Below are 23236 nucleotides of genomic sequence, written 5' to 3' on the forward strand. Positions count from 1 at the left end.
ATGCGCGCATTATTACAGAGAAGCAAAGCGGCGAGCGTCCGCGTAGGCGGCGAGACGGTCGGCGCGATCGACGGCGGTCTCGTCGTCCTGCTCGGCGTGACCCACGAAGACACCGAGGCGGATGCCGTCTATTTGGCGGAGAAGACGGCGGGACTCCGCATCTTCGAGGACGAAGAAGGCAAGATGAATTTGTCGATCGGGGAGGTCGGCGGGGCCGTGCTTTCCGTTTCGCAGTTCACGCTGTACGGCGACGCCCGCAAGGGGCGGCGACCGAATTTCATGGCCGCGGCTCGGCCAGACGCGGCGCTCGCGTTATACGAGCGCTATAACGCTCTGTTGCGGGAGCGAGGGCTCGCCGTCGAGACCGGCCGCTTCGGCGAAATGATGGAAGTGTCGCTCGTCAACTGGGGCCCTGTAACCCTATGGCTCGACAGCAAAGCATAACGGTTCTTAGACGTCTCCTCCGCTTTCCGCCGGGGAAGGCGTCTTTTTGATTTTTCTCAGGTGTACCTTTGAAGCTGCGCGGCGTAGAAGGGGGAGACTCTCTCCTGCGGGTCCTTTCATACCTAATTCGCTTAAGTCAGAAACCCTACATCCTTAACCATTCGCGATTACGGATCCGGTCAACGCTGCCAGCTCTGCTCCGTTCTGCTGCATACAAGGAAAATCGTCAATCGACTAGACTACTGCCTGCGTACGAAAGAATAGGCGTGCCCACTCGGTCCTCGGACATGCTCCCCTAGCGGCTATATTCCAACGGTAGCAGTATTCGTGCAGATAGCTTTGTAAGTATTTCGTTCCGATTCCGTGAAACTTCCGAAGCAGCCAACGCTCGGCTTCCTTGAATCGAGTCGGAAGAGCGCTTTGGACGAGTCGCTTGCCGATCAGCAGGGCGGTATTCGCGAAAGGAACGGCGATATTGCCGAACGCGGCCGGAATTCCTTCTCTCGCCAACTCTTTGGTGCCGGGCTCGAGGAGTTCGTCGTCGACCAGCGTCAGCTTTAATGCATGAGGCACGCCGCCATCGTCGACGGAGCCGCCGATCAGGACGATTCTTTCCTTGCGGTATCGCTTATGGGAGGTAGATAGGAACAAATATCCAGGAGCGAGCCAACACACGGCCGCTTGAACGGAGCCGCGCAGAAGCGTAGAGCCTTCGATTTCCGAGATCGCGGCTCGCAGTTTCCGCAGGATGGCCCATGCGGTCGAATGAGCGACGCCGATGGAGGCGGCCAGTTCGGCCGCGTTGACTCCGGCTTCGGAGGCAAGCAGATCCATCGCCGCGGCCCACTTCTCGAGGGGAGTACGACTGCGATGCATGACCGTACCCGCGGTCACGGTCGTCTGATGCTTACATAGACCGCACTGGTACAAAGGCAAACGTCTCGTCCGTATGGTGTAAAACATACCAAATCCGCAATTCGGACACTCGAAACCGTTCGGCCACCTTCGCTGAAAAAAGTATGCATGCAGGTCTGTATTCACTCAATCATCCCTCCCTTTTTTAGTTTAACAAACATATGTTCGCATATCAACGTAAATCAAAATCTTTTTTCTGAGTAAGGGAAATCAGGTGTGAAAGGGAATAGAAAAGAGACCGGAACTTTTCACGAACCAGTAAATGGAAACTATTGATGGAAAGGGAAGGCGGTAATGAGAATGACGATGTGGGGAAAAGGGGCAGCAGAGCCAGCAACGGAGGAACATGAGCATGGAAGGGTCGGCGGAATTAGGAACGGCAGAACAAGAAGAGGGACGGCCGAACAAGAGACGGGATACGGGACGCGGATGCGGGACTAATCCTTTCCGGGAGTGGGGAAACTGGAAGAAGGACCACAAGCCGGAAGGGAGCGGGAACGCGCGATGCGTATGACGATAAAGCAGCAAGCGCTGCATACGGGAGGACCCGAGCGGGGGCAGGACGGCGTCGAGCCGAAAGGGGGGGCGAAGGCGGCGGCGGACCTGACGGCGGAGTTCGCGGCGGAGCCGGGTTTTCGGCCCGGAGGCGGGCGAAGCGGCAACCAACGTGTACATAAATCGTAAGACTATGGTATCCTTATCCACGTGACACGCAACGCGCATTAGGAGGCATGGAACGTGAGAATTCGCATCGAACGCGTCGGCTTCGCCGATTTCGATATGGATTTATTTCATTTGTGCAAATTGTTTTACGACGAGGCGGACGTGCGGTTCGAAGACCGGTCGTTCGAGGACGGCGAGCCGGAATTGACGATTCGCATCGGACTCGAGACGGACGAAGCGAACGATCGCATCCGCGTATCCGCGGAAGCGGCGGAGTCCGATTCCGCGGGCGGACGAAGCTGGAGCGGCAGCTATGAGCGGACGCTGTCGAGCCGGACGGGCGACGACCCGAGACGGTCTCTTAAGCGCGCCCTTGGCGCGGGGCTCGTGAAGGTATTGGAACAGGCGACGGGGCTCGCGCAGCCGTGGGGGACGTTGACGGGCGTACGGCCTACGAAGCTTATGCATAATTTGCTGCTGCAATACGAGCCGGAAGAAGCGGAGCGCATCTTACAGGACGAATATTTCGTGACGGCGGAGAAGGCGTCCTTGCTGTCGGAAGTCGCCGTCCGGCAGCTGAAGGTCATCCCTGACTTATATACGATCAACGAGAAGGAAGTCAGCGTTTATATCGGGATACCCTTCTGCCCGACGAAGTGCGCGTACTGCACGTTCCCGGCGTACGACATCCGCGGCAACAACGGCTCGGTGGAGGCGTTCCTCGAAGGGCTGCATTACGAGATCCGCGAGACGGGGCGCTGGCTGAAAGCCGCGGGCCTCGGCATTACGACGATTTATTGGGGCGGCGGCACGCCGACGAGCATCGAAGCGGAGCAGATGGACGCCTTGTTCGAGACGCTGCATGCGTCGTTCCCGGGCATGGACCGCGTGCGAGAACTGACGGTCGAGGCGGGACGTCCGGATACGATAACGCCGGAGAAGCTGCAAGTGATGCGGAAGTGGAACGTGGATCGGATTTCGATCAATCCGCAAAGCTTCACGCAGCGGACATTGGATACGATCGGCAGGCATCACACGGTCGAAGAGACGGTCGAGAAGTTTAAGCTGTCGCGTTCGATGGGCCTCGACAACATTAATATGGATTTGATCATCGGGCTTCCGAACGAAGGCTTGAAGGAACTGCGCCATACGCTCGACGAAACGGAAAAGTTGCTGCCCGAGTCTTTGACGGTGCACACTTTATCGTTCAAACGCGCGTCTAAGATGACGAAGAACCGGGATAAGTACGAGGTCGCCGAACGCGACGAGATCCGCGCCATGATGGAGGAAGCGATCGAGTGGACGGCGAAGCACGGGTATGCGCCTTACTACTTGTACCGGCAAAAAAATATTCTCGGAAACTTGGAAAACGTCGGTTACAGCCTTCAAGGGAAAGAGAGCCTCTATAATATTCTCATGATGGAGGAGCGGCAGACGGTCGTCGGCCTCGGCTGCGGCGCCGTGAGCAAGGTCGTCTACCCGGACGAGACGGAGGGACGGGATTTAGTCGAACGCTTCCCGAATCCGAAGGAGCCGTACCATTACAACCAAGCGTTCCGGGAGTATACCGAGAAGAAGCTGGAGCTGCTGCAGCGGGCTTACGGCAAGGAGAGTATGAAGCTATGATTCGAAAATGGTTACGGAACGCGGCCGCAACGGCGATGGCCGCGTTCGTCGCGGCCGGCGGCGTCTTCGCCGGCGGAGCGGGAGTGGCGTCGGCGGGGACGCTGTCGCAGCACGCGGAATGGTTTTCCGGACAACCGGTCGGACCGGTTCCGCTGCAAGTCCCCGCGCAGCTCGCGGGCATCAAGACGGAGTACGACGTTATCGTGGCGGGCACGGATCCGGAAGGGATCGCGGCCGCGTTGTCCGCGGCGCGCAACGGCTTGTCCGTGCTGCTGACGGACGGGCGGGGTCGCACGACGCTGGGCGGCCTGATGACGCTCGGCTGGCTGAATACGATCGACCTGAACCGGTATTCTCCGGACGGTTCGATTTTAAACAAGGGCATCTTCAGCGAATGGTACAAGATGGTCGAAGGCGATTCCTTCGATGTGAAGACGGCCGCTAGCGCGTTCCAGCGGCTCGTCGACGCGGAACCGAACATCGACGTCCTGATGCCCGTCCGATCCATGGAGCCCGTCGTGGAGTCGTTCGGGCAGACGAAGACGGTCGTAGGAATGGAGTTGACCACGAAGGACGGGACGGAGCTGTTCGTCCGCGCGAACGCGGTCATCGACGCGACGCAGGACGGCGACGTATTCGCGGCCGCTGGCGTGCCGTTCACGTTCGGCCGGGAAGATATCGGCCAAGCCGACGCCCGGATGGCGGTGACGCTCGTCTATCGGCTGAACGGCGTAACGCCGGCCGTATGGAGCGGCATTCGCGAACGGCTCCGCGGGAAGAAGGGCTACGGCACGACGACGATGTCGGCTTGGGGGTACTTAGAGTTTTACCAATACGTGCCGAGCCAGCCGCAGGTGAAGATGCGCGGTCTCAATATCGGAAGGCAGAACGACAATACGGCGCTCGTGAACGCGCTGCTGCTGTTCGACGTCGACCCGCTCGATCCGGCTTCGGTGCAGGCGGGCATCGAAGCGGGCAAGAAGGAACTGCCGCTCGTCGTGAAGTACATGCAGAGCCGGTTCCCGGAGCTGTCGAAGCTGACGCTGGGGGGTACCGCTCCCGAGCCGTATATTCGGGAGTCGCGGCATATGCTGGGCGAGTACAGACTTAATATTATCGACTTGCTCGAAAATAAAGACAAGTGGGACCGCATCGCCTTCGGCTCGTACCCGATCGACCTGCAGCCGACGTCTCCGAGCGACAGCGGCAACATCTTGTTCAAGCCGATCAAATACGCTGTGCCGTTCCGCAGCATCGTGCCGCAAAAGGTGGACGGGCTGCTCGTCGTCGGACGCGCCGCTTCGTTCGATACGCTGCCGCACGGCAGCGCGCGGACGATCCCGGTCGGCATGGCGGCGGGCGAAGCGGCGGGCGCGGCGGTCAAGGTCGCGAAGGAGCGCGGCATCACGTTCCGGGCGATGTCGAAGGATAAAGCGGCGATTCTCGCGCTGCAGAACCGCTTGAACGCGCAGGGCATGGATCTGAAGCCGTATACGCTGCCGCTTCAGTCTTACGAGAAGCACCGGACGTATTCGGGGCTCAAGACAGTGTTGTCGTTCGGGCTCGTGTCCGGGAAGTACGACAACGACTTCCGGCTCGACGAGCGGGCGAACCCGGTCGAGTACGGGCTGTTGTACGCCGGCTCGCGCGATTATTTCGGCGACAAGATGCCGACGCACCCTTCTCTATGGTATCCGGCGGACCAGACGCTGGAGAAGCAGCTTCGCGCTTCGCCGCTCACGCTCGAGAACGCGGCGTTGATCGCGGCGACGGCTTTGGGGATCGAGTTCCAGCCGAACGGCGCGCTCGCCGCGCTGAAAGCCCGCGGAATCCTGAAAGACGTGACGATCTCCGGCATCAAAAACGCGAACGCCTTGACGGTAGGCGAATCGTACATGGTGTTCCGGGACGTGGCGACGGCGCTCGGCTTCCGCGCGGCGGCTTCGAGCGTCAATTGACGAGGAGGGGTTGGAAACGTTTCCCAAAATGTAACCAACCTGTAATGTAGCTTTCATGTCCGCTTAATGTTGATCGCATACAATGATCTCGACCCCCTTTTTTGACATATATTTCACTATTGCCTGCGGCGTTCTCGCCGCAGGTACTTTGTTTTTTCGGGGAGTAACTTGACATTCGGGCGTTATGTAAGTAAAATTGTGAAAAAGTTTCAATTGCACTACGTTGATTCGGTGACGGGATAAAGTAGTCCGATTCCCGCTCGCACCCAGAGAGAGACGCCTTAGGCTGCAAGCGTCTTTGCGACGAACGGACGAAAGACCTCCTCGAGAACATACGGCGAACGGCGGCGCGACTTATCGCGTCGGATCAGTAGCCCTATGCGTGGAACGAGCGTTAATCGTTAGAGCGAAGGCGTTGCCTTCGGAATGCGGGTGGTACCACGGGCGATTTCATGATGAATCTCTCGTCCCTGACAGGTTTCTTTCTGTCGGGGGCGGGAGTTTTTTATTGTTAAAGAAGAAATGAGGGTCGATGGAGATGTCTTTTCAGAAACCGAAGGGAACGCAAGACTTCTTGCCGGGCGCGGTCGAGCGTTGGCAGTTCGTCGAGGGGAAGGCGCGGGAGGTATGCCGCAGATTCGCGTACCGGGAAATTCGGACGCCGATCTTCGAGTCGACCGAGCTGTTCCAGCGCGGCGTCGGCGAGACGACGGACGTCGTCGAGAAAGAGATGTACACGTTCATGGACAAAGGCGATCGCAGCATGACGCTGCGGCCGGAAGGGACGGCGGGCGTCGTTCGCGCCTACGTCGAAAACAAGCTGTACGGGGATCCCGATATTACGAAGCTGTATTATATCGGACCGATGTTCCGCTATGAGCAGCCGCAAGCCGGACGGTACCGGCAGTTCCACCAATTCGGGATCGAGGCGTTCGGCTCGAGCGATCCGAGTCTGGACGCGGAGGTCATCGCGCTCGGCAGCCAGTTTTACACCGAGATCGGCCTTACGGGCTTCACGCTCGAGATCAACTCCGTCGGGACGCCGGCGACGCGCGCGGCGTTCCGCGAGAAGCTGCTCGCGTTCCTCGCTCCGTTGCGGGACGTCCTGTGCAAGGACTGCCGCTCGCGCATGGACCGCAATCCGCTGCGGGTGCTCGATTGCAAGGTGGACCAAGCGCGCTTCGAAGGCGCGCCGTCGCTGCTCGACAACCTGGACGACGACAGCGCCGCGCACTTCGAAAAGGTGAAGGCGCACCTCGACGCGATGGGCATCGCTTACTCGATCAATCCGCGGCTCGTGCGCGGTTTGGACTACTACACGCATACGGCGTTCGAGTTCAAGGCGGCCGGCATCGGGTCGATCGACACGATCGGCGGAGGCGGGCGCTATAACGGACTCGTGTCCGACATCGGCGGACCCGAGCAGACGGGCGTCGGCTTCGGCCTCGGCCTCGAGCGCGTGCTTCTGGTGCTGGAGAAGCAGGGCGTGGAGCTGCCGGCGACGGTGGCGCCGGACGTGTACTTCGTAGCGCTCGGCGAAGCGGCGGAGGCGCGCATCGTGCCGCTGCTGAACGAGGCGCGCGCGAGAGGCATCGTCGCCGAGAAGGATTACGGCGGCCGCAAGATGAAGGCGCAGCTGAAGTCGGCGGACCGGCTGGCCGCGAAATACGCGGCGATTCTCGGAGACGACGAGTTAGAGCGCGGGGAGATCGTATTGAAATCGCTCGCGACGGGCGAGCAGCGGACGGTTGCGCTGGCGAGCTTGTTCGACAGCTTGAAGTAATCATTTTCTAAAAGGACAAAGGGGTAGGTACACATGATGTTACGAACGCATAAATGCGGAACGTTGACGAAAGCGAACGTCGGCGAAACGGTCGTGCTGAACGGTTGGGTGCAGCGCCGCCGGGACCTTGGGGGCGTCTTGTTCATCGATCTGAGAGACCGGAGCGGGCTCATGCAGATCGTATTCAACCCGGCGTTCTCGGGCGAAGCGCTCGAGACGGCGGACAAGTGCCGGAACGAATACGTCGTCGCGGTGAAGGGCAAGGTCGTCGAACGGGATCCGTCGACGGTGAACCCGAACCTGCCGACGGGCGAGATCGAAGTGCAGGTGACGGAGATCGAAGTGTTCAACGGCGCGAAGACGCCTCCGTTCTTCATCGAAGACGGCGTCGAAGTCGACGAGTCCGTGCGGTTGAAGTACCGCTACCTCGACCTGCGCCGGCCGGAGATGCAGCGCACGCTCATGCTCCGTTCGAAAGCGGCGAAGGTGTTCCGCGACTTCCTGGACGCGAACGAGTTCGTCGAGGTCGAGACGCCGATCCTGACGAAGAGCACGCCGGAAGGCGCGCGCGACTACTTGGTGCCGAGCCGCGTGCATCCGGGCGAGTTTTTCGCGCTGCCGCAGTCGCCGCAAATTTTCAAGCAGCTGCTGATGGTCGGCGGCATGGAGCGCTACTATCAAATCGCGCGCTGCTTCCGCGACGAGGACCTTCGGGCGGACCGGCAGCCGGAGTTCACGCAGGTGGACATCGAGACATCGTTCCTGTCGCAGGACCAGCTGCTGACGATCATGGAAGAGCTCACCGCGAAGCTGTTCAAGGAGACGGTCGGCTACGACGTGCCGACGCCGTTCCAGCGTCTGCCGTATGCGGAGGCGATGGGCAAGTACGGCTCCGATAAGCCGGACCTGCGCTTCGGTCTCGAGCTCGTCGACGTATCCGACGTCGTGTCGTCGTCCGGCGTGAAGGTGTTCGCGTCGGTCGTGGCGGGCGGCGGCATGGTGAAGGCGATCAACGCGAAGGGCTGCGCGACGTGGAGCCGCAAGGAGCTCGACGACTTGACGCCGTTCGCGGCTCGCTACGGCGGCAAGGGGCTCGCGTACATCGTCGTGAAGGACGGCGAGTGGAAGGGGCCGATCGTGAAGTTCCTGAGCCCGGAGGAGATCGCGGCATTGACCGAGCGTCTCGGCGCCGAAGAGGGCGACGTGCTGCTGTTCAGCGCCGACAAGGCGAAGGTCGTGCACGACGTGCTCGGCAATCTGCGTCTCAAGCTCGGCCGGGACCTCGGCCTTATTAACGAGAGCGAGTTCCGCTTCGCGTGGGTCGTCGACTTCCCGCTGCTCGGCTGGGACGAGGAAGCAGGGCGTTGGGTGGCGGAGCATCATCCGTTCACGCGTCCGCACGATGAAGACCTGCCGCTGTTCGAGACGAACCCGGGCGCGATCCGCGCGCAAGCGTACGATCTTGTCCTGAACGGGTACGAAGTCGGCGGCGGCTCGATGCGGATTTACAAGCGCGACGTGCAAGAGAAGATGTTCTCGGCGCTCGGTCTCACGATGGAAGAGGCGCGCGAGAAGTTCGGCTTCTTCCTCGACGCGTTCGATTACGGCACCCCGCCGCACGGCGGCATGGCATTCGGCTTCGACCGATTGGTTATGCTGTTAACGGGGCGCACGAATCTGCGCGAGACGATCGCGTTCCCGAAGACGGCGAGCGCATCGGACCTGTTGTCGGGCGCGCCGTCCGAGGTCGACGAGAAGCAGCTGCAGCAGCTGTCGATTCGCGTAGCGCCGCAGCAGAAGCCGGAGCCGGTGAAGCAAGGTTAAGCGGCTTAGCCGACAATTATCAAACGGCCGCCGTTAACCTGACGTCAATAAGGGGGAACCCGCTTTATGTTGAACCAATTTTCCCGCACGGAGCTGGCGGTCGGGCCGGAAGGCATACAGGCGCTGAAGAACAGCACCGTGGCGGTGCTCGGCATCGGCGGCGTCGGCTCGATCGCGGCGGAGGCGCTCGCGCGCACCGGCGTCGGGCGGATTATCATGATCGACAAGGACGTCGTCGACGTGACGAACATCAACCGCCAGATCCACGCGCTTACGACGACCGTCGGACAGCCGAAGGCCGAGCTGATGCAGGAACGCATCAAGCTGATCAACCCGGAATGCGATGCGGTCGCCCTGCGCATGTTCTACACGGAGGAGACGTACGAGAAGCTGTTCGAGTATCCGCTCGACTATGTATTGGACGCCTCCGATACGATCATGTACAAGGTGCATCTCATTCTGCAATGCAAGGCGCGCGGCATCCCCGTCATCTCGAGCATGGGCGCCGCGAACAAGATGGACCCGACGAAGTTCCAGGTCGTCGACATCTCGAAGACGCACACCGATCCGCTGGCGCGCGTCGTACGTCGCAAGCTGCGAGAAGCGGGCGTCACGAAGGGCGTGAAGGTCGTCTTCTCGACGGAGACGCCGAAGAAGCCGAGGGAGGACGTGACGCAGCGCATCGTGCCGGAGAACGCGCCGGAAATCCGGAAGGCGCAGCAGCCGCCGGCGAGCAATGCGTTCGTGCCGCCGGTGGCGGGACTCTTCATGGTGAGCGTCATCGTGAACGACCTGCTGAAGAAGCACGGCATCGAAGTGTAATCGAAAAGCAAAAAGAGGCGCTCCGCGGGCGATTCGCGGGGCGCCTTTTGCGATGTCGTAGGCGAATGCCGTGCCCGAACGGGCGAACTTCCCATACCTATAGGTATCTCGCCTAAGGAAGTGATCGTCTTGTATTACGAAGCTGGAAGGCCGACGATGCCGATGTCCTCCGCGACGGCGGTGCCGCCCGGGAAGTATATGTATACCCCCGAGCTGCCGCATCTCATGCAAGCGCTGCGACCCACGTATTGGGTAGTAACCGAGCCGGTGTTCATGGACCATCTGCTGATGCACGTCGATCAGAAGATTCGGTTGGAGACGGCCGCCGGACCGCTTGCCGGCACGCTGGCCGGGGTCGCCGTCGATCACGTGCAGATCGACGTGAACGGCGTTCCGCATCACGTCCGCTTGAGTCAGATCGTCTATTTCACCAAAGCGTAGGAACGATTTGCCGTTTCCTTCTCTCGCAACTTTCGACATGTTTCTTTCGTCTAAGGAGTACGAGAGAACCGAGCGAGAAAGGAAGCGCAGATGAGAAAGAACCTAACGAAAACGATCGCCTTCGCGGCGTTGGCCGCGTGTTTGGCGATGCCCGCCATATCGGCGGGGGCACATAGAGCGCAAGCGGCGTTGGCGCCGATCGTAAGCGTGACCTTGAATCAAGGGACGGCCGAGCTGAAGCATGAGCCGCTGCTCGAGGGCGGAGCCGTCTATTTGCCGCTGCGAGAAACCGGCGCGCTGCTGAACAGTCGAACGACGTGGATCGCGGATGGGAAGAAGATTCTGATCAACCGCCCCGGGGTTCGCATCGAGATGACGCTCGGCAGCCGGCAGGCGACGGTCAACGGCAAGCCGTACGCCCTGACCGCCATGCCGAAAAACGTGAACGGCGTCGTCTTCGTGCCGGTTCGCTTCGTCAGCGAGGCGCTCGGCGCGGACGTGCAGTGGAAGTCGGATGACCGCCGGGTGGAGCTGCAGTTCGAAAATTTGTATTCGTTCGCGGAGAAAGGGACTCGAGGCTACTGGCTTCATCGGAGTACCGGCGAGCTGTACGCGAGCGAGAACGGACAAGCCGCCGCGCTCGTCGCGGATACCGAATTCAAGCTTCAGCGCTACGTCGAGTTGGCGGTCGAGACGTTATCGCCTTCGTCGGACGTCGTCACGGCCGTAGACAACTATGGCGAGCCGGGCATCAACAACGACGTGTACCGGTTTGTCGTCGCGTCGGGCAAGCTGACGTTGGAGACGAAGACGCATTATTGGGGCGTCCATCCGATCCGCAACGTCTCGACGCTGCCCGACGGCCATGCGCTGCTTATGGACGGCGCGACGCTGTACGAGGTGGACGCGGCCGGGGCGACGACGTCGACGCACGACTTGCGGGCGCTGACCGGCTACGAGGACGAGGCGTTCCAAGTGGAATGGTACGACGATGCGTATATGGTCGTTCGCCCGCATAGTACCGGATGGTTGACGCTGATCGACCGGGAGACGAACGAGACGAAGCGCTTGATCGACGAAGTCGCGACGGAAGAGAAGCTTGCCATGCTGGAGGAACTGCAGAAGGTCGGCCCGAACGACTTCGATTTTATGAATTGGGACGGCCTCGAGGTCGCAGGCAGGCAAGGCGATAAGCTGCAATTGTCGTTCACCTGGTTTTTGGAGCCGAACGCGAAGCAAGACGTCGAGGTTCCGCTCGCTCGATAATGGTTTTCAGGGACCCGCGTTTGGGCTGCGCGGGTCTTTTTGCGTTATAATGGGACGAGGGAGATGAGGGGCAGATGGATCTGTTTACATATCGAGCGGAATCGGGCGCGGCGCCGGGACGGCAGCCGCTCGCGGAGCGGATGCGGGCGCGTTCGATCGACGAATATATCGGGCAAGAGCATATCGTAGGTCCGGGGAAGATGCTCCGCCGGGCGATCGAGGCGGATCAGGTGACGTCGATCATTCTGTTCGGGCCGCCGGGGACGGGCAAGACGACGCTCGCGACGATCATCGCGAACCGAACGGACGGCGAATTCGTCCGCCTGAACGCGGTCGACGCGTCGGTGAAGGACGTACGGGAGACGATCGAGCGGGCGAAGGAGCTTCGATCGTTATACGACCGGAAGACGATCCTGTTCCTCGACGAGGTGCATCGCTTCAAGACGTCGCAGCAGGACGCGCTGCTGCCGGCGGTCGAGGCGGGCACGATCGTGTTCATCGGGGCGACGACGGAAAATCCGTTCCACTCGATCAACGGGGCGCTTCTGTCGCGCTCGACGTTGTTCCGGCTCGAGAAGCTGACGCCGGACGATGCGCTCGAGGCGATGCGCCGGGCGCTGCTCGATCGCGAGCGGGGACTCGGCGCGCTGACGATCCGCGCCGACGACGACGCGCTGCTGCACATCGCGACGGTCGCCGGGGGCGACCTGCGGCGCGCGCTCAACGCGCTGGAGCTGGCGGCGCTGACGACGCCTGCGGATCGCGACGGCACGATTCATGTGACGCTCGCCGCCGCGGAAGAATCGATCCGCCAGCCGACGGTGGCGGCGGACGAGTCGACGCAGTACGACGTATTGTCCGCGTTCCATAAGAGCGTGCGCGGCTCGTCCGACGCGGCGCTGTTTTGGTTTCTCTACGCGGTCGAGAAGCTCGGCATGGACCCGATGGTGTTTCTGCGCCGGCTCATCGTCGCCTGCAGCGAGGACATCGGCCTCGCGAATCCGCAGGCGATGACGCAGGCGGTGTCCGCGATGGACGCGTACCATAAGATCGGCTGGCCGGAGGCGCGGTACAACATTTCGCAGGCGATCCTGTTCGCGGTGGAAAGTCCGAAGTCCGATTCGATCGGTCTCGCGATGGAGCGGGTGTACAAGGCGTTCGACCGGCTCGGGGCGGCGGAGGTGCCGATGCATCTGCGCGACGGACACTATAAGGGCTCGCAGCAGCTCGGACATGTCGGGTATAAGTACCCGCATCATTTCCCGGGACATTACGTCGAGCAGCAGTATTTGCCGGGACCGATTCGAAACGAGGTGTTTTTCGAGGCATCGACGCAAGGGACGGAAGCGAAGATGCGGGAAAATCAACAGCGCCGGCGCGGACGAGGATGAAAGCGTCTCCGAAATATGGTAGATTAATAGGGTAATATCCAATTTCATATCGTGGAGGGATCGTACTTATGGCGCTGGCGCTGCAAGCGGAACGAAGGGTCACCGAGACCAAAGGCCAATTGAGACAGCTTAGAGCAAACGGGAAAGTCCCAGGCATCGTATACGGGAACGGGGAGGAGAACGTTCCGATCGTCGTCGACGAGAAGAAGCTTCATCCGATTCTCGCGTATCATGCCGACTCCATCGTAGAATTGGACATTCCCGGGATCGGAACGAAGCAGGTGCGAATCGAGAGCGTGCAACGGGATTGTCTCGTAGGCAAGTGCGAGCATATCGACTTTAGGCTCGTCCGCGGCGAGGCGGACGCCGGCTCGAAGGAAGCGGCGGAGGCGGAGGTCGATGCCGCTCGTCTCGAGGCGAGCGCGGCGACGGAATCGTAACGAGCATAGGCTTGTATTATGGAAAATGCCGTCGGCTTCCCATTGGGAGGCCCGACGGCATTTTTCGTTTATTTCTCAAAACGGAGACGGTCGGCCGAAGAGACGAGCACCGGTTTTTCCTTATTGCTCGTTCCCCAGTACCCCCAGGACCAGATGTCTCCGTCCTTCGTTACGGCGAGCGCATGATCGCTGCCTAATGCGACGGAGACGACGTTTTCCAACCCCTCGACCTTCTTCGGTTTATCGGTATACAGGGTAGGCGAATATTGGCCGATTTCCAATCCGAGCGTCCATACCGTACCGTCTTTCTTCGCGATCAGCGTCGAGCCGTATCCCGTGACGATGGACGCCGCGTCTTTCAGTTCCGGGATGACGGCAGGTTTCGAAACCGGCTTGTAATCCGATCGACCGAGATTGCCGTGATCGTTCCGTCCCCAGCCGTAGACGGTGCCGTTTTCTTTGATAGCGAAATAAGTTTTACCGCCTTCCGTCGTGTGCGAAATCGCGGCGATATCCCGCAATCCTTCCACTTTGGTCACGGAATCGGCGGTATTCGGCCGGGCATAGGAGCCGTTGCCGTTGTTGCCGACGTAGGCATCCCATTTCCATACGGTGCCGTCCGCTTTCAAGATATGAACCTTGTCGTCGACCGATAGATCGACCGCTTGGATGTCCCTCAGCTTCATCGGCTTCGTTGGCATAAGCTCCGGACCGTCCGGCACGATATGCCATACCCAGACGGATCCGTCTTCGTCGATCGCGCCGCCTACGCTCGAGATGGAGGAAACGCTGACGATCCGTTCCAGTCCTTCGATTTTTCGGGGAGGAGCGAACGAGAAGCCGCCGTTCTTCCCGTCTATCGCGGTGTATTCGTACCCCCATTCCCATACGGTGCCGTCCTTCTTAATGAGGAGATCCGTCGTGTGTCCGGCATGCGCGGAGGCGACATCCTCCAGCCCGTTTACGAGTTTCGGTTTGTATTCCTCGAAGCTCCTGACCCCGTTAACGAGTTTCTCGAGACCCCCCCAATACCAAACTCTGCCCTGATCGTCATACATGACATTATGTCTGTGCGCCGCGGAAATCGCGTAGGACGGTTCCCGTACCGTTTCGGCTTTGTTTTTCGGCGTTTCTTCGGAGGTTGCGGCGGCTTGCAGCGCGAACGTAAGCGAAAGCGCCGCAGCGATCAGGGCAGCCCTTCCGATGTCTCTGGTCAGCTTTCCCGGGTTTTGCAATGCGTTGTTCCGCCTTTCGAGTATAGATGTCCAAATATTACCAATCAGTTTACCATACAATGGAAATCCTTTTGGCGCAAGAGCGGTTTGCGGCGGAAGTTCGAAACGCATTGATTTTTTTGTCCCGGCGAAGTATAGTAGTACATTATGACTGACTGACCGTAAAACGATATTGGTCATTCGGTACGATTATGGGGTGAGTTCATGGATCGACGGGCATGGATTATGGAGGCGGCGACGACCGCATTCGCGCAATATGGCTATAAGGCGACGACGATGGAGCTCGTCTCGAAAATCGCGAACGTCGGCAAAGGAACGATCTATACGTTCTTCGCGACGAAGGAGCAGCTGTTCGAGGAAATTTTGCAGCATGCGCTCGGGCAAATGAGGGCGATTTTGGAAAAGACCGAAGAAACCGGCGGACGGTTCTTCGACCGATTGGTTCGCGCCTTGGACGCCTTGCTCGATTTCCGGAAAGACCATGAGCTGTTCGTGAAGCTGGCGCAGGAGGTGCGCGACGTCGGGACGCAGCAGGCGCTCGAAGGCATCCGTCGGTTGGAGCTTGAGGCAAGGGCTTATTTACGGCGATCCATCGAATCCGGAATGCGATCGGGCGAGCTGCGTCCCTGCGATTCGGATATCGTGGCGTTCATGATCTTGCGGATGTATATCGACTTGACGATGGAGTGGGGGAAGACCGCTCCGCCGCTTACCAAACGGCAAATCATCGACAATATGCAGCTGCTGCTCACCGAGGGTTTAATTCGCGAGTAGCGAGTAGAAGGTAATCGAAGAGAAGCGAGAGAGGAACTGACGAACATCATGAGACAAACGAGAAAACGGCAGCGGACGTTCCGAAAAGAGCTGAAACACCTATTTTCCCATCCGATGCGCGCCGCGACGTTCGCGGCGATCGCGTTGATTCCCGTTCTGTACAGCGGCTTTCTGATCGCCGGCGCTTGGGATCCCTACGGGCACCTCGATCGGATGCCGGTCGTCGTTGTCAACCTGGACGAAGGCGCGGAGATGGACGGGGAGCCCGTCCGCCTCGGCGACGACTTCGTCGAAGAGCTTCGCGAAAGCGACGCGTTCGATTGGCGGGTAGCGGACGCCGAGGCCGCCGCGGCCGGGATCCGGCATAACGAATATTATATGGCGATTACGGTGCCCGAAGATTTCTCCCGGAAGGCGGCGACGCTGCTCTACGATGAGCCGCAGCAAGCGGAGCTCGTCTTCGAGCCGAACGGCAGTTATAACTTCATTGCGGGACAGATCGGCGCGAACGCGGCGAAGGAGCTGCGCGCCAAGCTGTCGGAAAGCATTACGGAGGCGTACGCTCGAACGCTGCTCGAGCAGGTGAACGCGCTGGGCGACGGCTTGGATGACGCGGGCGACGGGGCGACCCGGCTTCGGGACGGCGCGGCGGAGGTCGCTTCCGGCGCCGCAGAGCTGCGCGCGCGCCTCGACGAGCTGCAGGGCGGCGCCGCGACGCTGAAGCAGGGGCTGCAGCCGCTCGCGAGCGGCGCGACCGACTTGGCGAAGGGGACGCTCGCCGTCTCGGAGGGCGCCTCGGCGCTGAAGGACGGCCTGTCCCGCTTGTCCGACGCGAGCGCATCCGCCGCGTCCGGCGCCGCCGCGGCGGAGGAAGGGGCGGCGCGTCTCGCGGCCGGCCTGCAGTCGTCGGCGGAGGCGGCGGACGCGCTTCGCGTCGGCCTGGCCGATGCGGCGGAAGCGAGCGCGGGGTTGGCGGACGGAACCGCCCGAGTCGCCGAAGGGCTGCAGGCGTTCGTCGCAGGCGTGCCGGGGGCGGCGGAGCGGGAGGACGTGAAGCGGCTCGTCGCCGCAAGCGAGGCCGCCGCGGAAGGCGCCCGCGCGTTAAGCGAAGGCGAGGCGAAGCTAGCGGCCGGGAGCGCCGGCCTCGGGGACGGGCTGGAGGCGCTGCGGTCCGGCTCGGCCGAGCTCGCCGCGGGCGCCGAGCGGCTGTCGGCGGGGCTCGGCTCGCTGAGCGACGGGGTCGCGGAAGCCGCGGCGTCGACGGCCGCGCTGGCCGACGGGGCGGCCCGCACGGCGACGGGCGCGGCGTCGCTGGCGACGGGGGCCGCTTCGGCGGCGGACGGCGCCGCGGCGATCGCTGGCGGCGGCAAGCGGCTCGCGACAGGCGCCGGAGACCTGTCCGCAGGCGCCGCCGACGTCGCGGACGGCGCGGGCGAGCTGGCGGACGCGCTCACGGCCGCCTCGGACGAGGTGCCGTCGCTCCGCTCGGCGGACGAGACGGCGAAGATGTTCGCCGAGCCGGTCAAGCTGACGGAGAATGCCGACCGGAAAGTGGACGTGTACGGCCGAGGCATCGCGCCTTACTTCCTGTCGATGGCGCTGTTCGTCGGCGGCCTCGTCTTCACGACGATCTTCCCCGTGCGGCTCGTCGCGGCGAGGTCGGCGACGCGGTGGGGGAAATTCGTCGCCAAGGCGCTGACGATGCTGCTCATAGCGGTCTTGCAATCGACCATCGTCTCGGCCGTCATGGTGTACGGCATCGGTCTCGAAGTGACGAACGTGCCTTATTTCTTCTTATACACGACGATTACGGGGTTGGCTTTTTCGTTTACGATTCTAGCGTTGGTCGCTTGGTTCGATAATGTCGGCCGTTTTCTCGTCATCTTGGTCATGGTGTTGCAGCTGGCGTCCAGCGCGGGTACATTCCCGCTAGAGCTGCTGCCGACGTGGATGCAGGCGATCCATCCGTATTTGCCGATGACCCACAGCATCGTAGGCTTCCGAGCGGTCATCGCCGGCGGCGACTTCGGGGTCATGTGGCAGCAAGCGTTCTTGCTCGCGGCGGTGGCAGCGCTCGGGGCGTTCGCGACGTTCGGCTACTTCATGCTGCGGGAGCGCGACGGCGACGGCGAACCGAACATGGACGTCGAAGCGACGGCCGTGCCGGCGTGACTTAGGCGTACTCATCGATTCTACCGGCGACATGCTCCACGGTCTTGCAACGTGGACGCGGTCGCCGTTTTTTATTTTTATATGAAGTTTAGTGGGAAGCCTTGATCCACATGGAAAATGATGGTAGCATTATGGAATAATTTGGTCACAAGTCTACGAATCTAGTTTTCATTTTCCAGAGAGGAGCGATGAAAGGATGGTCGTTAGACCCAAGCTCGCGAGGTCGGCCGCAAGAGCCGCCGCGTTCGCGGTTGCCATGACGCTGGCGTTCGGCGCGCATGCCTCCGCAGCCGTGCAGGAGAAAAAAGCGGAGGAGCCGAAACCTATCCCGCCCTACGTCATTTCCGCAGAGGACAGTCATAATATCGCTTACGACGAGAAAGGGCAAGTGTGGTACTGGGGAGGCCTTGTCGATCTCGTCGAAGGGCAGATCAAATTTCAAGACAATCGGCCGAAGATAATGCAAGGCTTGAAGGACGTCGCATCCGTAACTGCCGGTCACTCGACGGATATAATCGTCAAGAAGGACGGCAGCGTTTGGGAATGGGGCAGGAAATTCACCTATACCGATGGAAGCAACGGCTTCTCCCAGTTGATCGAGCCTAAACGGATCGACGGTTTGGAGCGCATCGTGAAAGCATTTCCCTCGAGCGGGGTATTCGGGGCGATCGACGAAGACGGTTCCGTATGGGTATGGCATACCTTGCCCTCGCCTACGAAGCCGATGAAGTTGGAAACCCGGAAGGCGAAGGAAATCTCGTTCAGCGGAGGAACGGCGTATATTTTGGCGACCGACGGCACCGTGTGGCAGTGGAAGGCGTACTTCGGCGGAGGCTGGGGCTCGTTGCCTCAGGCGAACGCGAGCGCGAATACGACCCGGGTCGAAGGCGTGAGCAAGGTTGTCGCGTTGTCGCGGTCTTCGGTCGGAAGCAATCATATATTCGCAATCAAGGAAGACGGCTCCGTCTACGGATGGGGCAATAATGGCTCGGGAAATCTTGGGCTGGAAAATACCCGCGAGGTATCCAAGCCGCAGCTCATTCCGAACTTGACAAACGTCGCGGCGATCGAAACGGCTTCATACAAAACGCTTATCGTCAAGACGGACGGCACCGTATGGAGACTCGGCATGGAAATCGGAGCGAATCCCGATCTGGAGCGCAACGCGTACGAGCCGGAGCAGATCGAGGGGCTGACCGACGTCGTATCCGTCGCGCTCGGCGACTTCCATGCGATCGCCGCGACTTCGGCCGGCGAGATCTGGACGTGGGGGTTCGTCGGCGATTTCGGCCTCAACCACAAGGAAGTTCCGGTGCTACTAACGCTGCCGAAAAAGTAAATCCATCATAAAAAATCCGGATGCGCTGCGGCCGAAACACAAGGGCCGCAAGCATCCGGATTTTTATTTGAGTCGAAGCGACTCCCACAAATAATAAGTCGCGTAGGTGCGCCACGGCGCCCAGGCCGCGCCGATCGCGTCGATGTCCGCCGCGGACGGCTGCGCGTCGAGGCCGTAGACGTTGCGGACGGCGTTGCGCAGGCCGATGTCGGCGGCGGGCAGCAGATCGGCCCGCCCGTACGCGAAGATGAGCAGACATTCGACGCTCCAACGACCGATGCCGCGCAGCTGCGTCAGGTCGCGCATCGCTTCGTCGTCGCTCATCCGTTCCACGCGGGACCAATCGATCCGTCCGTCGACGACGGCGCGCGCCGTATCGATGACGTACTCGGCTTTGCGCTGCGAGAACGACAGCGCGCGCAGCTCGTCGTACGACAGCCGCGCGACCGCCTCCGCGTCGGGGAACACGAGCAGCGGCTTCCCCTCATGCTCGAGCGTCTCGCCGGCGAGCACGGCCAGCCGTTCGATCAAGGTGCCCGCGAACGACAGGTTCAGCTGCTGCGTGATAATCGTCTTCATCATGCATTCGAACGGGTCGGGATCGAGCAGCAGCTTCGAGCCGCGCAGCCGCTCGAACAGCGAAGCGAAGCGGGCGTCGCCGCCGAGCGCCGCGTAGCACGCGGCGAGATCGACGTTAGCGCCGATCATATGCGCGACCGCGCGCGCCGCTTCCGCGGCGGCTGCCGGCGGCGTGCCCGCCGGCAGCACGGCGTCGGCGGTCGGCGCCTCCGCGTCGCCGCCGAATTCGACGGCGACCGCAAGCGCCCCGCCGCCGGCGCGAATCGCGCGGGCGAAGCGCATCCGCTCCGGCTCGAGGCGGACGAGCCGGGCGCGGTTGCCGACCTGCTCGTACCGCTCGAAGAGCAGCTTCGCGTCGTAGGGCGGCACGATCGGGATCGGAATGCGTACCGGCGTCTCCGAGGCGGTAAGAACATCCGTCATACGTTCTTCAGCCCCGCGCCCATGAGCAGCGACTCGCCGCTATCCTTCAGCACGCGGTCGATCGTGCCGCCGCCGAGGCATGTCTCGCCGTCGTAGAACACGACCGCCTGGCCCGGCGTTATCGCCTTCTGCGGCGTCTCGAACTCGACGACGCAGGCGTCCGCGCCGGTCATCGTCACGCGCACCGCCTGATCCGGCTGGCGGTAGCGGAACTTCGCGGCGACGGAGAACGTTCCGTCCGCCGGAGGACGCCCCGCGACCCAGCTGACGCCCGTCGCTTCGAGACGATGCGAATACAGCCGCGGATCCGACTCGCCTTGCACCACGTACAGGATGTTGCGCTCCAGATCCTTGTCCGCGACGAACCACGGCTCGCCCGTGCCGCTGCCGCCGATGCCGAGCCCTTGGCGTTGGCCTAGCGTGTAATACATAAGGCCGTCGTGCCGGCCCTTCACTTCGCCGTCGAACGTGCGGATTTCGCCGCCGCGCGCAGGCAAATAGCCGCTCAGGAACTCCTTGAAGTTCTTCTCGCCGATGAAGCAGACGCCGGTGCTGTCCTTCTTCTTGGCCGTGGCGAGGCCCGCTTCTTCCGCGATGGCGCGAATTTCCGGCTTCGTATAGCCGCCGATCGGGAACATCGCCTTGGACAGCTGGCGTTGGTTCAGCGCGTTCAAGAAATACGTTTGGTCCTTGTTTCGGTCGACGCCGCGAAGCAGCTTGAACTCGCCGTCTTCTTCGACGACGCGCGCGTAATGTCCGGTCGCGACGTAGTCGGCGCCGAGCTCGATCGCCTTCGACAGAAATTCGCCGAACTTGATTTCGCGGTTGCACATGACGTCGGGATTCGGCGTGCGGCCGGCCCGGTACTCGTCCAGAAAATATTGAAACACTTTATCGTAATATTCCCTCTCGAAGTTGACCGTGTATGACGGGATGCCGATTTGCGCGCAGACGCGACGCACGTCTTCCGCGTCCTCTTCGGCGGTGCAGACGCCTAATTCGTCGGTGTCGTCCCAGTTTTTCATGAAGATGCCGATGACGTCGTACCCTTGCCGCTTCAGCAGCAACGCCGTCACGGAGCTGTCCACGCCGCCGGACATGCCGACGACGACGCGGGTTTCGGAAGGGGATTTCTTATTTGAAGTCATGTGAAATTCACCTGCTTTGCTTATAATTTCGAATTGAATGTATTGTAACATACGCGCTATGAAAATAAAGAATTGTGGCTTTCGTAAACTTGCTCACTTGTTTGATGAATATAGAAAAGGTTCGACAATTTTATGAAAACGTAAAGGTTTTCCTTACCAAACCCTCTCCCATGTGATAACATATAAACGTTATCGGCATAGTTTGGATTGCGGATTTTCCGTCAATTCTAATGAACGAAGCGTTTTTTTCGCGCGAATAAATGGGGGGAACCCTTTGAAAATATCGACGAAAGGCCGCTACGGTCTTACGATCATGATGGAATTGGCGGTTCGATACGGCGAGGGGCCGACCTCGCTGAAGTCGATCGCCGAGAAGCACGGCTTGTCCGAACATTATTTGGAGCAGCTCGTCGCGCCGCTGCGCAACGCGGGTCTCGTGAAGAGCGTCCGCGGCGCCTACGGCGGCTACGTCTTGTCCGAGCCGCCGGAGGACGTGACCGCGGGCCGCGTCATTCGGCTGCTCGAAGGACCGATCTCGCCTGTGGATTTCACGGAAGAAGACGATCCCGCGAAGCGCGACCTGTGGATTCGCATTCGCGATTCGATCGCTTCGGTGCTCGATTCGACGACGCTGGCGGGCCTCATCTCCTACAAGGACGATGAAGGACAAGCCGCTCCGAGCTACATGTTCTATATTTAGACGAAGGTGAACCGGACCGACATGACGACGAACCAACAACCGATCTATCTCGATCACGCGGCGACGACGCCGATGCACCCCGAGGTGCTGGAGGCGATGTTGCCTTATTTCATGTCGTCGTACGGCAACCCGTCGAGCGTGCACCGCTTCGGCCGCGAGGCCAAGGCGGGTTTGACGGCGGCGCGGGACTCGCTTGCGGCTCGGCTCGGGTGCTCCCCGGCCGAGCTCGTCTTTACGAGCGGCGGCACGGAGAGCGATAATCTGGCGCTCCTCGGCGCCGCCCTCGCGGCCGCACCGGAACGCCGCCGCGTCGTGACGACGGCGGTAGAGCATCATGCCGTGCTGCATGCGGCGGCCGAGCTGGAACGCCTCGGATTCGAGGTCGTCTATGCCCCTGTCGACGAGACGGGGCGAGTCGACCTCGACGCGCTGTCCGCCGCCATCGACGAGAAGACCGCGCTTGTGTCGGTCATGTACGCCAATAACGAGGTCGGCACGCTGCAGCCGATCGAAACGATCGGCGCCCTCGCGCGAGAGCGAGGGGCCGTGTTTCATGTCGACGCCGTTCAGGCGCTCGGCACGCAGTCGATCGACCTGTCGCGGCTGCCGGTCGACCTGATGAGCTTCTCCGCGCATAAAATCAACGGCCCGAAGGGCGTCGGCCTGCTGTACGCCAATCGGCGCGTGAAGCTGCACGCTCGCGCGTTCGGCGGCTCGCAGGAGCGGAGCCGACGCGCCGGCACCGAGAACGTCGCCGGCGCCGTCGGCTTCGCCAAGGCGGCCGAGCTGGCGCTGGCCGACCTGCCGCGCCGCCGGGACGAGCTCGCGGCGCTTCGCGACGCGATGCTGGCGACGTTCGAGCGGCTGCTCCCGGACGGCGGCTTCGTCGTGAACGGGCACCCGTCCGAATCGCTTCCGCATGTGCTGAACGTCAGCTTCCCGGGGGCGAGCTCCGAGTCGCTCCTGATGAACCTCGACCTCGAAGGGATCGCGGCGGCGAGCGGGTCCGCCTGTTCGTCGGGCTCGCTGCAGCCGTCTCACGTGCTGCGCGCGATGGGGGTGCCGGACGAGCGGCTTCGCTCCGCGGTTCGGTTCAGCTTCGGCATGGGCAATTGCCTCAATTCTGTAACATTTGCCGCGGAAAAAGTCGCAACGCTCGCGAAACGACTTACGTATAAGTGATGCAAGGCCGCGCGCTCCGCTTGCGAATCCTTTTTCCAACGAACGTTTCGGAACGATTAAATCCATGTCCCGTTGGGAATAAATAGAATCAATACTTTGTTGGCAGAAGGT

General features: G+C 61.3%; 20 protein-coding genes and 1 pseudogene. 16 read left to right on the forward strand and 5 right to left on the reverse strand.

The features are described from left to right. Positions 1-444, forward strand: coding sequence for a D-aminoacyl-tRNA deacylase (gene dtd, locus FE782_RS04695; protein WP_138192891.1), 444 nt, complete (start codon positions 1-3; stop codon positions 442-444). A 234-nt stretch (positions 445-678) separates the two neighbouring features. Here the strand turns inward: dtd and FE782_RS04700 are convergent, their stop codons facing one another. Both FE782_RS04700 and FE782_RS33260 read right to left on the reverse strand, forming a co-directional pair. Next, positions 679-1320 (reverse strand): hypothetical protein, encoded by a 642-nt coding sequence (locus tag FE782_RS04700; RefSeq protein ID WP_238392347.1) that lies wholly within the window; start codon positions 1318-1320, stop codon positions 679-681. 36 nt (positions 1321-1356) lie between these two features. After that, a pseudogene (locus FE782_RS33260) lies at positions 1357-1485 on the reverse strand (transposase family protein); the annotation flags it as partial. 378 nt (positions 1486-1863) lie between these two features. On the opposite strand from FE782_RS33260, the gene FE782_RS04705 reads away from it, so the two are divergent. From FE782_RS04705 to FE782_RS04750, 10 genes are all read left to right on the forward strand, one after another. After that, positions 1864-2043: a hypothetical protein gene (locus FE782_RS04705; RefSeq protein ID WP_138192893.1), complete on the forward strand. Its 180-nt coding sequence runs from the start codon at positions 1864-1866 to the stop codon at positions 2041-2043. 54 nt (positions 2044-2097) lie between these two features. After that, entirely contained in the window at positions 2098-3648 is a 1551-nt protein-coding gene (locus FE782_RS04710; protein WP_138192894.1) for a coproporphyrinogen III oxidase, read from the forward strand. Beyond that, the gene (locus tag FE782_RS04715; protein WP_138192895.1) at positions 3645-5606 is read left to right on the forward strand and encodes an FAD-dependent oxidoreductase; all 1962 of its coding nucleotides are present in this window, start codon (positions 3645-3647) and stop codon (positions 5604-5606) included. The genes FE782_RS04710 and FE782_RS04715 overlap by 4 nt, the downstream gene beginning before the upstream one ends. 538 nt (positions 5607-6144) lie before the next feature. Then, positions 6145-7389 (forward strand): histidine--tRNA ligase, encoded by a 1245-nt coding sequence (hisS, locus tag FE782_RS04720; RefSeq protein ID WP_138192896.1) that lies wholly within the window; start codon positions 6145-6147, stop codon positions 7387-7389. Positions 7390-7422: 33 nt separating this feature from the next. Beyond that, complete coding sequence (aspS, locus tag FE782_RS04725; RefSeq protein ID WP_138192897.1) at positions 7423-9213, forward strand: aspartate--tRNA ligase; 1791 nt, start codon at positions 7423-7425, stop codon at positions 9211-9213. Positions 9214-9279: 66 nt separating this feature from the next. Continuing rightward, a complete protein-coding gene (locus FE782_RS04730; protein ID WP_138192898.1) occupies positions 9280-10035 on the forward strand; it encodes a tRNA threonylcarbamoyladenosine dehydratase in 756 nt (251 codons plus the stop codon). Positions 10036-10164: 129 nt separating this feature from the next. Next, positions 10165-10476: a DUF2642 domain-containing protein gene (locus FE782_RS04735; protein ID WP_138192899.1), complete on the forward strand. Its 312-nt coding sequence runs from the start codon at positions 10165-10167 to the stop codon at positions 10474-10476. A gap of 90 nt (positions 10477-10566) precedes the next feature. Then, positions 10567-11742 carry a copper amine oxidase N-terminal domain-containing protein gene (locus tag FE782_RS04740; protein WP_138192900.1) on the forward strand — a complete coding sequence of 392 codons (1176 nt, stop codon included), beginning with the start codon at positions 10567-10569 and terminating at the stop codon, positions 11740-11742. 74 nt (positions 11743-11816) lie between these two features. Beyond that, on the forward strand, positions 11817-13133 hold the full coding sequence (locus tag FE782_RS04745) for a replication-associated recombination protein A (protein WP_138192901.1): 1317 nt from the start codon (positions 11817-11819) through the stop codon (positions 13131-13133). Positions 13134-13201: 68 nt separating this feature from the next. Beyond that, positions 13202-13573 (forward strand): hypothetical protein, encoded by a 372-nt coding sequence (locus tag FE782_RS04750; RefSeq protein WP_138192902.1) that lies wholly within the window; start codon positions 13202-13204, stop codon positions 13571-13573. A gap of 68 nt (positions 13574-13641) precedes the next feature. Here the strand turns inward: FE782_RS04750 and FE782_RS04755 are convergent, their stop codons facing one another. Next, positions 13642-14808: an RCC1 domain-containing protein gene (locus FE782_RS04755; protein ID WP_158299254.1), complete on the reverse strand. Its 1167-nt coding sequence runs from the start codon at positions 14806-14808 to the stop codon at positions 13642-13644. Between the two features lie 204 nt (positions 14809-15012). Here FE782_RS04755 and FE782_RS04760 point away from each other — a divergent pair, with 204 nt between their 5' ends. The 3 genes from FE782_RS04760 to FE782_RS04770 all read left to right on the forward strand — a co-directional run bounded on the left by FE782_RS04760 (position 15013) and on the right by FE782_RS04770 (position 19093). Further along, positions 15013-15582: a TetR/AcrR family transcriptional regulator gene (locus tag FE782_RS04760; RefSeq protein ID WP_138192904.1), complete on the forward strand. Its 570-nt coding sequence runs from the start codon at positions 15013-15015 to the stop codon at positions 15580-15582. A 48-nt stretch (positions 15583-15630) separates the two neighbouring features. Beyond that, positions 15631-17754, forward strand: coding sequence for a YhgE/Pip family protein (locus FE782_RS04765; protein WP_138192905.1), 2124 nt, complete (start codon positions 15631-15633; stop codon positions 17752-17754). A 196-nt stretch (positions 17755-17950) separates the two neighbouring features. Next, positions 17951-19093, forward strand: a complete 1143-nt coding sequence (locus FE782_RS04770; RefSeq protein ID WP_138192906.1) for an RCC1 domain-containing protein — start codon at positions 17951-17953, stop codon at positions 19091-19093. 63 nt (positions 19094-19156) lie between these two features. Here FE782_RS04770 and FE782_RS04775 read toward each other — a convergent pair whose 3' ends face one another. Together FE782_RS04775 and mnmA are read right to left on the reverse strand one after the other, a co-directional pair. After that, on the reverse strand, positions 19157-20095 hold the full coding sequence (locus FE782_RS04775) for a DNA-3-methyladenine glycosylase family protein (protein ID WP_138192907.1): 939 nt from the start codon (positions 20093-20095) through the stop codon (positions 19157-19159). Next, positions 20092-21243 (reverse strand): tRNA 2-thiouridine(34) synthase MnmA, encoded by a 1152-nt coding sequence (gene mnmA / locus FE782_RS04780; RefSeq protein ID WP_138192908.1) that lies wholly within the window; start codon positions 21241-21243, stop codon positions 20092-20094. The genes FE782_RS04775 and mnmA overlap by 4 nt, the downstream gene beginning before the upstream one ends. Before the next feature lie 274 nt (positions 21244-21517). On the opposite strand from mnmA, the gene cymR reads away from it, so the two are divergent. Beyond that, the gene (cymR, locus tag FE782_RS04785) at positions 21518-21943 is read left to right on the forward strand and encodes a cysteine metabolism transcriptional regulator CymR (protein WP_138192909.1); all 426 of its coding nucleotides are present in this window, start codon (positions 21518-21520) and stop codon (positions 21941-21943) included. Between the two features lie 21 nt (positions 21944-21964). Then, the gene (locus FE782_RS04790; RefSeq protein WP_138192910.1) at positions 21965-23125 is read left to right on the forward strand and encodes a cysteine desulfurase family protein; all 1161 of its coding nucleotides are present in this window, start codon (positions 21965-21967) and stop codon (positions 23123-23125) included. Positions 23126-23236 lie beyond the last annotated feature (111 nt).

This window comes from Paenibacillus antri (assembly GCF_005765165.1).
Classification (GTDB): Bacteria; Bacillota; Bacilli; order Paenibacillales; family YIM-B00363; genus Paenibacillus_AE; species Paenibacillus_AE antri.